11 protein-coding genes and 1 pseudogene are annotated in these 12,084 nt (G+C 34.9%); 9 read left to right on the plus strand and 3 right to left on the minus strand.

The window, feature by feature from the left end; translation table 11 throughout:
* Positions 1–3 precede the first annotated feature (3 nt).
* Positions 4–1,629 carry a YndJ family protein gene (locus Q9B79_RS16270; RefSeq protein ID WP_306185842.1) on the plus strand — a complete coding sequence of 542 codons (1,626 nt, stop codon included), beginning with the start codon at positions 4–6 and terminating at the stop codon, positions 1,627–1,629.
* A 29-nt stretch (positions 1,630–1,658) separates the two neighbouring features.
* Here the strand turns inward: Q9B79_RS16270 and Q9B79_RS16275 are convergent, their stop codons facing one another.
* Positions 1,659–2,144, minus strand: coding sequence for an 8-oxo-dGTP diphosphatase (locus Q9B79_RS16275; RefSeq protein ID WP_306185845.1), 486 nt, complete (start codon positions 2,142–2,144; stop codon positions 1,659–1,661).
* Between the two features lie 312 nt (positions 2,145–2,456).
* On the opposite strand from Q9B79_RS16275, the gene Q9B79_RS16280 reads away from it, so the two are divergent.
* Positions 2,457–3,719: an MFS transporter gene (locus Q9B79_RS16280; protein WP_306185847.1), complete on the plus strand. Its 1,263-nt coding sequence runs from the start codon at positions 2,457–2,459 to the stop codon at positions 3,717–3,719.
* 28 nt (positions 3,720–3,747) lie between these two features.
* Positions 3,748–4,026: a hypothetical protein gene (locus tag Q9B79_RS16285; RefSeq protein WP_306185849.1), complete on the plus strand. Its 279-nt coding sequence runs from the start codon at positions 3,748–3,750 to the stop codon at positions 4,024–4,026.
* A gap of 19 nt (positions 4,027–4,045) precedes the next feature.
* Here the strand turns inward: Q9B79_RS16285 and Q9B79_RS16290 are convergent, their stop codons facing one another.
* On the minus strand, positions 4,046–4,510 hold the full coding sequence (locus Q9B79_RS16290; protein WP_306185851.1) for a hypothetical protein: 465 nt from the start codon (positions 4,508–4,510) through the stop codon (positions 4,046–4,048).
* A 307-nt stretch (positions 4,511–4,817) separates the two neighbouring features.
* On the opposite strand from Q9B79_RS16290, the pseudogene Q9B79_RS16295 reads away from it, so the two are divergent.
* The 5 genes and pseudogenes from Q9B79_RS16295 to Q9B79_RS16315 form a co-directional block, all read left to right on the plus strand.
* Positions 4,818–5,260 (plus strand): annotated as a pseudogene (locus tag Q9B79_RS16295) (carbon starvation CstA family protein); the annotation flags it as partial.
* Positions 5,261–5,349: 89 nt separating this feature from the next.
* On the plus strand, positions 5,350–6,162 hold the full coding sequence (locus tag Q9B79_RS16300) for a polyphosphate kinase 2 family protein (RefSeq protein ID WP_306185853.1): 813 nt from the start codon (positions 5,350–5,352) through the stop codon (positions 6,160–6,162).
* 176 nt (positions 6,163–6,338) lie between these two features.
* Positions 6,339–6,878: a PadR family transcriptional regulator gene (locus Q9B79_RS16305; protein WP_263701828.1), complete on the plus strand. Its 540-nt coding sequence runs from the start codon at positions 6,339–6,341 to the stop codon at positions 6,876–6,878.
* Positions 6,879–6,915: 37 nt separating this feature from the next.
* Positions 6,916–8,664, plus strand: a complete 1,749-nt coding sequence (locus Q9B79_RS16310; RefSeq protein ID WP_306185857.1) for an MFS transporter — start codon at positions 6,916–6,918, stop codon at positions 8,662–8,664.
* Positions 8,665–8,998: 334 nt separating this feature from the next.
* Positions 8,999–10,273 carry an MFS transporter gene (locus tag Q9B79_RS16315; RefSeq protein WP_306185859.1) on the plus strand — a complete coding sequence of 425 codons (1,275 nt, stop codon included), beginning with the start codon at positions 8,999–9,001 and terminating at the stop codon, positions 10,271–10,273.
* A gap of 44 nt (positions 10,274–10,317) precedes the next feature.
* Here Q9B79_RS16315 and Q9B79_RS16320 read toward each other — a convergent pair whose 3' ends face one another.
* On the minus strand, positions 10,318–11,301 hold the full coding sequence (locus Q9B79_RS16320; protein WP_306185861.1) for a ketoacyl-ACP synthase III: 984 nt from the start codon (positions 11,299–11,301) through the stop codon (positions 10,318–10,320).
* 181 nt (positions 11,302–11,482) lie between these two features.
* Here Q9B79_RS16320 and Q9B79_RS16325 point away from each other — a divergent pair, with 181 nt between their 5' ends.
* Positions 11,483–12,028 (plus strand): cobalamin biosynthesis protein CbiN, encoded by a 546-nt coding sequence (locus Q9B79_RS16325; RefSeq protein ID WP_306185863.1) that lies wholly within the window; start codon positions 11,483–11,485, stop codon positions 12,026–12,028.
* The last annotated feature ends 56 nt before the right edge of the window (positions 12,029–12,084 follow it).

The raw sequence follows: 12,084 nt of genomic DNA on the forward strand, positions 1-12,084 counted from the left end.
GATATGAAAAATATAATAGTTGGGCTTGCTTGTTATATTGTTTTTCTAATATGTGAGTGGACAAATGTAAACCCCGTTGAAGCAATTATTTTATTATCTATTTTGTTATTTATACCGATGTCATTTTGTATTCTTGATAAGAAGACAAGAAATGGATCATATGTATCTTTTTATAAACTAGTATCGCTTTTATATCCAATCGCAGCAATTAGTGCAATGTTAGCTCTCGTCACAAATTACTATTTCTTTGCATTACTTTGGTTTGCATATACAGGAATTGTTGCGTTATTCGGTGTAAGTAGAGTGCTAGAAAGAGGATGGAGACCGTTAGAAGAGACAGCTATCGATAGTGCGTTTATGTATTTGTTTTTAGGTGGTTTCTGGTTTTTTGCTTCTGTAGCAAAGCTTTCCATTATGCACTTTAGTTCTGACATTATTTTACTTACAGCTGCACACTTTCATTATTCGGCATTTCTATTGCCGTTATCAGCAGGTTTAATTGGGAGAAAAAGAGAAAAGAGAAGTAAAGTATATGATGCGATGATGTTTGTCATCGTCATTTCACCTATGACAGTTGCGATAGGGATTACATACTCAAGGGGATTTGAATTTTTTGCCGTATTCCTATATTTATGTGCGATTTATAGTTATGGGATTTATGTTTGGCGCACGAAATTTAATGCTATCAGTGCAAAGATTCTCCTAATCATATCGTCTAGCACACTCATGGTAACAATCATGTTTTCACTTATATATTCGTATGGGAATTTGAAACATGTAATGACGATTACAATTGCTCAAATGGTTTGGATTCACGGTGTTGTCAATGGAATTGGAGTAGCGTTACCAGCATTTGTCGGCTGGTTGATTGAAAAGAGTGCTCCAAATTATAAATATTACGGGAAACCAATGAGCAGATTAAGAGGAAAGGCGGCAGTTGGTGAAGCATTTTTACATAACAAAAATGTAATAGATAGTAAGGCATACAACGGTTTAGTTGATAAAATGAATGATTTTCATAGTGAGGCATTTGACGTGACGAAGCTTCCTTTAAGCATTATTCGTTTTTATGAAAATACAAAAGAGTATGAGTTACAATCGCATATTAAATGGACTCGCTGGTTCCGCCCGTTTGCATTTTGCTATGAGAAAATGAGTAAACGTGTAGGACAAATACATTTAGGAATGGGCGGCAAGTGGGAAACGATGCATGGCTCTATTATTGGGGTAATAGATGAGAAGGATGGAAGAGAGAATGTAAGGGCGTGGTTAAGAAAAAATGAAGCAGAAGAATCTATTTTTGTAGCTCTTTACTCAAAATATACATATAAGAACGAGACATACATGAATATTGCATTACCTTTGCCATATTCGAATATGACGGGAGTTTTGAAATTATGTAATAAGAGTAAGGAATTAATGATTACTAGTAAGCTAAGAGAAAATGGTCAGGGAGATGAGGGCATTTATTTACATACTCGTTTCTTTACAATACGTTTACCGTTAGCAGAAACTTTTATTATTAAAGAGAGCACCAATCAAATGTTAGAAGCTAACCATAAAATGTGGATATTTGGAGTTAAGTTTTTAGAAATTGATTATGAGATTAAGAAAATAGAGGAGAAGTAAGAAAAGCTTGGAGAGATTCCAAGCTTTTTTTACGTATGCGTAATTGTCATAGCAACTTGTTTATCTAAGTCTTGGTCCCAAACACGTTGAATTTCAAACGTACCTTTTTCAAAAAATAATGGAAATCTTTCTTTAAACCAATCTTGCATAGGAAGATTTAATGCTGTATCGATTGGTACCCATAATAATTCGCCCTCAGGAGGATTCATAAGAAGTTCACCATCAAATGAGTCTGTCCAATAATTAAATACCATATATCGAACGTTTTCTTTCGGATTTACGTATTCATCTAATCCCTTAAAAGTTAAATTTGAAACAAGTAATCCAGTTTCTTCTTTTACTTCTCGTTTAGCAGCGTGAACGATACTTTCTGGGAAATCTACTTTTCCGCCAGGAGCGATGTAGCCAGGAAAACCTCGATGTTTGGGACGTTTTATAAGTAAAACGTCATGATTTCGCTGGATCATACACATTGTATAGATGCGGTGCTCGATGTTATGAGGATTTTGAGGCATAATCATGTATTCTCCTTTATCCGGCTTTAATGGGCAGTAAGACCCCCACCTCAAAATGCAGCGAAAGCAAAGAAGTTAGGTGGGGGGCGGGCTGCCCATAAAAGTCCGATTGGTGAGGGCTAATAATCAGTGGGGGATGAAGAAAACCCCCACTGATTAAAGTTTCACTTTATTTTTCTTGATAATTTTACCATAACATAATAGTTTCTTATATAATTAAAGATATAATATTCTGTTTTTTTTTTTTTTTTTTTTTTTTTTTTTTTTCGGTATCTGATAAAATCTATAATCATTTGAAAAGAGGAGAGGGAAATGCAAGGGGAAATGCAGAGAGAAAAAGATTTGGGATATGTCGGTAAATTGTTATTGCCAGTTAAAGCGTCACCACATTTTAAGTTTTTATGGATTGGACAATTGCTTTCGACTTTAGGTAGTTCGATAACAATGGTTATTTTGCCAGTCGTTGTATATTCATTGACTGGTTCAACAGTTGTAATGGGAATGACGATGGCAATGTACATGCTTCCTAATATTCTTGCGTTACCGTTTGCTGGATTAGTCGTAGATCGAATTGATCGGGTGAAATTAATGTTATTTACAGATATAATTCGCTGCGTATTAATGCTAGTACTTGCAACACTTATATTTATGGATGTATTAACAATTCCGCTTCTATATGTACTCGTAGCATTATATGGACTTATGGAAGGGATATTTCAGCCAGCGTATGCGGCGGTAAGAGCAAAAGTATTTGTACCGGAAATTCGCAATGCAGCTAATGCATTAACCCAAATGAGTAATCAAGGTATACGACTAATTGGACCCGCTCTTGGAGGATTAATCGTTTCAGTTGCATCTGCCGGAATAGGGTTTGGACTAGATGCAGTAACGTATTTGTTATCATTTTTATGTTTATTATTTTTAAGAGAAATAAAGTTTAAAAAAGTAAACCATATTGAAAAGAGAAAAATCGATTACAAACAAGAGTTTATGGAAGGTGTTTTTGTTTTAAAAAGTCATTCGTGGCTATGGATTACAATTTTAGTCTTTTCTTTCATCAATATTTGTTATGCAGGAATTATCGTCGTATTAATTCCATGGTTATTTAATGTTCATCATCATTTTGAAGCATATGTGTATGGATTAGGAATGGCATCTTCTGGCGTTGGAGCTGTCATTGCCGCGCTAATATTTGGCGGGAAAGAGCGTTGGCATAAGCGGGGATTACTTGCCTATGGTGGTGTTTTAATAAGTGGTTGTGCACTTTTAATAATGCCGTTTGTTGCTTGGGCACCTGCTTTAATTGGATTAATGGCAATTGAAGGTTTCGGTATGATGATATTTGGACTCATTTGGGAAACAAGTTTACAAGAGCTTGTGCCAGAAGAAGCATTTGGAAGAGTGGCAAGCCTTGATATGTTAGGTTCATTTGCTTTACTGCCACTAGGTTATGTAGTTGTAGGATGGTTAGCTACTGTCATAGGTGGCGAGATAACGATTATAACATTAGCTATTTTAGTACTTGTAACAATTGGAGTAGCATTATGTGTACCGAGTATTCGAAGATTTGATTGATGATATAAGGGAGGGGGAAACGACTTATATGCTTATAGAAAATTTGAAAGACATAGTCGCAAAGGAATTGGACAGCCAATATACTTTGCAGGAAAAGATCTTTGAAGTAAAAAATTTCACAGTCTATATTGCTACCCATAGGGAAAATAAGCTAGCATATAACCAACTAGTATTAATAAAACATTTTTGTAACGAAAAGCCTTCCGTGCATATTTGGCATAAGAAAATTAGCACCGATGCAACAAAACTGGACATCACAAAAGAAGTGACAGAAGCAATTCAATCTGGTTTTGTAAATGAAGAGTAAGCCCTAATTTGATTAGGGCTTACTCTTCATTAAATACAAATGTTTGTTTCATTTTTTTACTTTCATTTACTGGATGGCCGTTGTAAGAGAAGTTCTTTTCTTCCCAAGTAATCACAACTTTAAAATTATGGCTATTAAAGTCTAATGGGAATACCATGTAGTCAAAGCTTGTATGACTTTTAGAAATATTTTCATTAGGTGTAGTAGGTTTAAAGGTAGCTTTAGAGGTAGGATTGTTATCAAGTATTTCCACGGATACGTTTGATACATCATGACCGATGTTTTTTACGAGTAAACTATATGTATCAAATACACCTTGTTTTGGCTGGATGGCTTGCTTGTTTACGTTATGAGATTTATCAATTTCGATATACCATTGTTTAGACTTTGATGCAATTGGTAGTGATTGAAATGTGTATGCACTAGCTTGTATTGGTAGTGCTAAACAGATTAGTGCAAAGAGAGAAAATATTTTTCGTTTCATTTTTAGAGAGCTCCCATTCTGTAACGGATTTATTTATTATTATCTTCTCTTTGTAAAAGGATATACCATATAATGTAAGAAGTTATTTGTTAAGCTCAAATTTATTATAATTTATGAAAATAAGTTTGTTTTTTCAGGCTGCAGTTTTCTTAATGGAATGTCACATTGCTGTATCGATTTTAGTGTTGATTCGTATGTTAATATATATCAAATTCAACCAAAACACAGGGACAGTGTTTTTCTGCAACTATTATTTTTGTATATATTTATTTTGGGAATTTTATTGGAGTTGAATCTTTAGAATGCGGTATTACCAATTACATCTGGTAATACCGCATTCTGTGCGGCACGTTCTATCATTGCGGACTATTTCAATTTTAATCAAACGAAATTGAAAAACCGCTTAATTATTGCATACGGTTTGACGAAAAGTGATTTCACGCTGTTATGGAGATATTTCTCTTGGGCTAACCAATCGACTGCAGCAATTGCGTTATGGATTGGAACGATGTATTTATTTATAAAAGGAAAACTGTATGTTGTTTCCTTAATTCCAGCGATATTTATCACGCTTATGACTGTCATTTATATTTTAAATGCAAAAATTGGTTTTAATATTCCGTTAAACACATTTTATATGGTAGGTGCGGTTATTACCGTTATATTAACTGCTGTATTCTTTATAAAAGCTGTGAAAATAAAAATGAGAATATTGAAGTAGATGTGCAATTAGAGAAGGAAGCTGTGTAGAGATTTTTCTACACAGCTTTTTCTAATGTGAAAATTTTTCCAATAATATGTTAAAATAACATTGTCATACAACAAGGGGGATTTGTTTTATGGAAAATGGAGTTCTTGCTAAAGTAGATGTAACGAAAAGAATTGAATCGAAATCTAAGTACAATAAGAAATTAGAAAAATATCAAAGGCGCTTATTAGCATTGCAGCAAATTGTAAAAGAAGAAAAAATTGCAGTTATGCTCGTTATGGAAGGCTGGGATGCGGCTGGAAAAGGCGGTGCGATTAAACGAGTGACGGAACACCTTGATCCGCGTGGGTTTCAAGTAAATCCAATTGGAGCACCAGCACCTCATGAGAAACGGTACCATTACTTGCAACGGTTCTGGCGGAAACTTCCTCAGTACGGGCAAATTACTATTTTTGATCGCTCGTGGTACGGCCGCGTGTTAGTTGAGCGTGTTGAAGGTTTTGCTACAAAGGAAGAGTGGACGAGAGCGTATGACGAGATTAATGATTTTGAAAAACTATTAACAGATGATCATTATATAATTGGAAAGTTCTTCTATCATATTAGTAAAGATGAACAATTAAAGAGGTTTAAAGATAGAGAGAACAATCCTTTGAAAAGATGGAAAATTACAGATGAAGATTGGCGTAACCGTGAAAAATGGGACGAGTATGTTGAAGCAATGGAAGACATGTTTGAAAGAACAAATAAGCCGAATGCGAAATGGCAAATTATCGCGAGTAACGATAAATTATACGCTCGTTTGAAAACGTTGAAAGTGATTATTTCATTAATTGAGGATTACCTTGTAGAACATAATATAGAATTACCTTCGTATTATTATGAAATAAAAGAGGGTAAGACAGAAGGATTTGAAGCGAATCAAGATGTAGTTGTAAAATAGTACAAAGTTTGTATAGGAAATATAAAATAGAGATACCTTGTAATTTTGAACAACAAAATTACAGGGTATTTTTTATTTAGAAACATTTTACAAATAACAGAATAAGGTATATAATCAATAATCATATTAACATTGTTAATATGATTATTGATTATATAGTGTGTGGGGGTCTTATTTTGAAGGGAAGAGATGTTGTTTTAGGTTTACTAATGGAAAAAGAATTATCTGGTTATGATATTAAAATTGTGTTTGAAGAAGTATTTACTCATTTCTTTGATGGAAGTTTTGGAATGATCTATCCAACGTTACGTCAGTTGGAAAAAGAGGGGAAAATAAAAAAAGAAGTTGTTATGCAAGAAGGGAAACCAAATAAGAAAATGTACTTTATTACAGATGAAGGGCGTGAAGAGTTTTATCAATATATGCAAACGGATGTAGAGAAAGATGTTTTACGTTCAGATTTTTTAATGAGGATGTATTTCGGTAATTATAGCGATGATCAGGCGATAAAAAAATGGATTAAGAACGAAATTGAAAGGAAAGAGGCATACATTGCGGATCTACGCCTGAAATATGAAAAGTGGAGAGAAGGTATTACTTTTGTTGAGGAAATTTCACTCGATGTAGGTATTGCATCTTATAGTGCTCAAGTAGAGACATTGAAAAGAAAACTAGAACAACTAGAAGCAAAAGAACACGATAAAATGGAAGAATGAAAAAACACGTTCATTATAAATAAAGGGGTAGATGAACATGGAGCAATCAAAGGGTATTAAGATTGTCTTTTTAATGTGCTTAGGTATTTTTCTTTGTATGATTGATACGACAATTATGAATATAGCTTTACCATCGATACAAACGAGTGTAAATACTTCACTAGAAAAGATGTCTTGGGTATTAAATGTGTATACAATGACAATAGCAGTACTTGCTATCCCGCTAGGGCGGATTGCTGATATTTTTGGGAAAGCAAAGATGTATATTGTTGGTTTGATTATTTTTGGCGGCGGGTCAGTACTTTGTGCTTTTGCTAATACGGGAGATTTTCTTATCTTTTCTCGCTTTATACAAAGTGTAGGTGCAGCGATTTTATTTCCAACTAGTATGGTAATTGGTGTATCTGCAATGCCATTAGCTAAGAGGCATGTTGCACTTGCAATTTTAGGCGTAACACAAGGATTATCAGCGGCGATGGGTCCAGTAATAGGTGGAATTATTACACAAAATTTCGGTTGGAGATGGGTGTTCTTCGTAAATGTTCCAATTTGTATTCTTGGAATCATTTTATGCTGTATTATGTTACAAATAAAAAATGAAGAACGTATTATCTCAAAAATAGATTGGGTAGGACTACTATTAAGTAGCACAGCAATTTTTTCTTTTACTCTCATATTAGTAAAAGGAAATACATGGGGATGGCAAAGTAATATAGCTTTGTTTTGTTATGCAATTAGCGCTATTTCTCTTATTCTATTTGTTTTAGTAGAACGAAAGATTCATAATCCGATGGTGAATTTAAATTTATTTAAAGATCGAATGTTTGTCGGAGCATCTATCGTTGTCATATTAAGTAATTTATTTTTAATTGGAGTTACTGTATTGCTTCCGACGTTCTTGACAAAAATACAAGGCCGAACGGAAATTGAAGCAGCTTTTTTAGTGACACCTATTTCAGCAATGATATTTTTTGTCTCACCAGCTGCAGCAACTTTAATTAAAAAACTCGGAAAAGTAACTATTATTTTGTCAGGATTTCTTGTTATGGGCTTATCTTATTATTGGTTGCAAATGATTGATGTTAATTCAACAAATATAGAAATTATTATTCCATGTATGATATTGGGTGTTGGGTATGGTTTAGTAGTAGGTCCAATTACAGTTTTAAGTGCTTCTTCGTTTGAAGGGGAATTATTAACTGCTTCTCAAAGTGTTGTATCAATGTTGCGGCAAGTAGGTATTGTTTTAGCGGTCGCAATATTTGTATCTAACTTAACTCATAATTTAACTATAAATAAAGAAAATGTATATCGTTATGCAGAAGAAAAAGTTCGTAATATTCATGTGAGTAGTGCCGAGCAAGCTGAGATATTACAAGTAACAAAAGAAAAAATAGAGAATCAAAGTATAGAAACAAATGTCGAAAAGCATCAAAATGAAACATTTGTAGGGTTAAATAAAGAGAAAAAGGATGAACTAATTCACCAAAAAGTGGCTGAGGTATTAAGAGAAGTTCCAGTAGAACATAGAGATGTAAAAAGAGAAGAAGTAATGAGTCAAGTGACAAATGAAGTTGAAAAACAAGAGGAAAGTATAAAGAAAGAAGTACGTGCATTTTCGAATGATGTGAATCATTATGCTAAGAATCAGATGGCTATGAGTTTTACAGATTTATATAAAGCGAGTGTGCCAATTATTTTAGTCTTTGCTTTAGTGAGTTTGTTATTTTGGGAAGGAAAGGCTTTGAGTAAAAAGAGAGGGGAAAGAGTTGTAGGAGGAGTGTAAGGGAAATAATCTAAAGGTGAGTTATACTCAAAGGATGGAATGCTAGCTGTGAAAAAATTAGTATAATTATTATGGGAACCCCTCGGTAATGAGTGAAACGTAAACCGTGGGGTTCTTTACATGTATAAATACATTTCAGCATTTTAAATTTGGGGATTTTGTTGTTCTATAGTACATTAACAGGAGGGATTAGTTTTATCCCGCTTTAATGGGCAGTAAGACCCCCACCTCAAAATGCAGCGAAAGCAAAGAAGTTAGGTGGGGGATCAACTGCCCATAAAAGTCCGATTGGTGAGGGCTGATTAAAGTTTCACTTTATAGAGAGGGTGAGGAAATGATTGATACAGCCGATGTTTCAATAAGTAATCGTATGTATACAGAAGAAGAACAACAAAAATTATACAAACGAACATTACTAATCGTAAGTATTTCACAAATGTTCGGCGGAGCAGGGTTGGCTGCTGGGATTACAGTAGGTGCACTTCTTGCGCAGCAAATGCTTGGGACAGATGCATATGCAGGATTACCGGCAGCTATGTTTACGATGGGATCTGCGGTAGCAGCTTTCTTTGTTGGGAAGTTATCGCAAAAGTATGGTCGCCGCGTAGGGCTTGCAACAGGATTCATGGTAGGTGGGTTTGGAGCAATTGGTGTTATATTGGCAGCTTTAACAAATAGCATTATTCTTTTACTTATTTCTTTACTCATATACGGTGCCGGTACAGCTACAAATCTACAAGCTCGTTACGCAGGTACAGATTTAGCGAATAAGAAGCAAAGAGCAACTGCTATTAGTATTACGATGGTAATGACGACTTTTGGTGCAGTCGCAGGTCCCAATTTAGTAGGCGTGATGGGAAGGTTTGCTCATTCAATTGGAATTCCTGAACTTGCTGGCCCGTTCATCTTATCTGCGGCGGCATTTATACTGGCGGGTCTTGTTTTATTTGTTATGCTTCGTCCAGATCCGTTACTTATTGCTAATATGATAGAAACATATAAACAAGAGCATACATATAAAGGGCAACCAATAACAGAAGAGGCAATAGAAAACAAGCGAGGTATTACTGTTGGAGCTATCGTAATGATACTTACTCAAATCGTGATGGTTGCAATTATGACGATGACTCCAGTTCACATGGGACACCACGGTCACGCTTTAAGTACAGTAGGTCTTGTAATCGGTTTTCATGTCGGTGCAATGTACCTTCCATCTCTCGTTACGGGAATGCTAATTGACAAAATTGGAAGAACTACGATGAGTATAGCTGGCGGAGTAATTTTACTAGCAGCAGGTGTCATAGCGGCGCTAGCGCCGAGTGATTCTTTAATACTATTAATCGTTGCTTTGTCTTTACTTGGATTAGGATGGAACCTTGGTTTAATAAGTGGTACGGCTCAAATTGTTGATGCAACTATCCCTTCCACACGTGCAAAAACACAAGGGAAAATAGATGTGTTCATTGCGTTAGCTGGAGCTTCAGGCGGAGCGATGTCAGGTATGGTAGTAGCGAATTCAAGTTATGCGGCATTGTCATTAGCTGGAGGAGTTATAGCTTTCATGCTTATTCCTATTGTGATATGGAATCGAAAAGGAGAAAGAAGTTAAAGGGAGGTTCTAGTTATTGACTAGAACCTCTTGTTCATCCGTTTTTAACTCAAATCCCACTCCACAATAAGTCCTAAATGCGTAAGACCGCCCCCAAATCCGTACAGTAAAAGTTTGTCTCCATTATTTAATTTACTTTCTTTTCTAGCTGAATTTAGAGCGAGTGGAATAGAGACAGAAGATGTATTCCCCATATATTCCACGCTCGTTAATGTTTTTTGTATTGGAATTTGAGATTTTTCACAAATAGATTCAATCATTCGTAAGTTAGCGCTATGAGGAATGAACCAGTCTATATCATCCATTTTCATATTTGCAGTATGTAACAGTTCTTTTATACCTACTGGCACTGTGCGTGTTGCCCATTTATATACTTCTCTTCCATTTTGCACGATTTTTTCATTTGTTTGTAGTGGAGTGTCATTCATAGTAGTAGATAGGTTTGTTCTGTATAGATGAATTCCGCCGTCACCGTTTGTGCCCATGTGATATGCGATAAAGCTTGGTTTGTTTTCATCTTTTTCTAATAAAATGGCTCCAGCACCATCACCGAATAAAATACATGTTGTTCTATCGGTGTAATCAGTAACTTTTGATAATGTCTCTGTCGCTACGACAAGTACTTTTTTATGTGATCCAGAAGTGATTAAGTTATTACCGATGTGCAAGCCATATGTGAAACCAGCGCAAGTGGCATTTAAATCAAATGCCATTGTATGAGGTATGTTGAAGTATTGTTGTATTTGACAAGCAACACTAGGGAAAACGTAATCAGCAGTAGTAGTAGCGACAATGATACAATCGACATCTTCTAAGTTTTTCTTATATGTTGTACATAAATTTTCAATCGCGTTAATGGCTAAGTGTGAGGAGTATTCGTCTTCGTTAGCAATCCGTCTTTCCTTCATTCCTGTTCTTTGTACAATCCATTCATCATTCGTATCGATCATTTTTTCTAAATCATGATTAGAGAGTATTTGATTTGGAACATGAGTACCAATTGCAGTAATACGAGATTTAGAATGCATAGGAACATCTCCTAACTTATATTTTATAACCTGATACTAATATCAGGTTATAATAATGTCAATAAAGACTTTTATTGTATTGAAACTAGAATACTTAACTTACTATGAAGGAATTTGGTGAGTGGTGTAAAAATAGTATACGAGAAGTTTCTAAAATTGATAATGAAGTGAGTTGAGCTCCTTGAAAACAATTTTACGCATGTTGCCTGTTGTCATTATTTGTAGCTTTATTCTTATTATTTTTTCAGAGAAATCTTATGCTTGTGATTGTATTAACGTATCAGCAGAAGATGCCTTTCAAAAAAACGATGTAGTGTTTGAGGGAAAAGTAATTGAGGTTGGAAGGAAAGAAGGGGTTGGAATTGAAGTATTATTTGAAGTGAAGAAAATTTGGAAAGGGACAAATTCTTCGCAAATTATCGTATATACAAATGGTGGTGATTGTGTGTTTCACTTTGTGGAAGGAGGAGAGTACTTAGTATATTCTTCTCAAAGAGGATCTGAAAAACAATTACACACAAATAGTTGTAGTGGAACGAAGAGATTAGATGAGGCAGGGGCGGACAAAGTGGTTTTAAGTCAAGTTGCAAAAGAGTCTGTTCCAACGAAGGAAGTGGATTTAAAAGGGGAGATGGTGAGCGGTTTCAGTAGGTGGCAAGTTGCTATCATTTCCATTGGTCTATTATTAATCATTGTTTTTGTTGTGAAAAGAACACGCAAAAAATGACGATTAAAGTAAAAATATAAAGATTTTCTTTCAGTTTCTATAGGTGGTTTAACCTT

The organism is Bacillus sp. MHSD_36 (assembly GCF_030757775.1).
Classification (GTDB): Bacteria; Bacillota; Bacilli; order Bacillales; family Bacillaceae_G; genus Bacillus_A.

Bases quoted from the DNA above. Each gene is read 5' to 3' on its own strand.
- Q9B79_RS16275 (WP_306185845.1), bottom strand. From the start codon at position 2,144: ATGCCTCAAAATCCTCATAACATCGAGCACCGCATCTATACAATGTGT.
- Q9B79_RS16285 (WP_306185849.1), top strand. From the start codon at position 3,748: ATGCTTATAGAAAATTTGAAAGACATAGTCGCAAAGGAATTGGACAGC.
- Q9B79_RS16280 (WP_306185847.1), top strand. From the start codon at position 2,457: ATGCAAGGGGAAATGCAGAGAGAAAAAGATTTGGGATATGTCGGTAAA.
- Q9B79_RS16300 (WP_306185853.1), top strand. From the start codon at position 5,350: ATGGAAAATGGAGTTCTTGCTAAAGTAGATGTAACGAAAAGAATTGAA.
- Q9B79_RS16290 (WP_306185851.1), bottom strand. From the start codon at position 4,510: ATGAAACGAAAAATATTTTCTCTCTTTGCACTAATCTGTTTAGCACTA.
- Q9B79_RS16315 (WP_306185859.1), top strand. From the start codon at position 8,999: ATGATTGATACAGCCGATGTTTCAATAAGTAATCGTATGTATACAGAA.
- Q9B79_RS16310 (WP_306185857.1), top strand. From the start codon at position 6,916: ATGGAGCAATCAAAGGGTATTAAGATTGTCTTTTTAATGTGCTTAGGT.
- Q9B79_RS16270 (WP_306185842.1), top strand. From the start codon at position 4: ATGAAAAATATAATAGTTGGGCTTGCTTGTTATATTGTTTTTCTAATA.
- Q9B79_RS16320 (WP_306185861.1), bottom strand. From the start codon at position 11,301: ATGCATTCTAAATCTCGTATTACTGCAATTGGTACTCATGTTCCAAAT.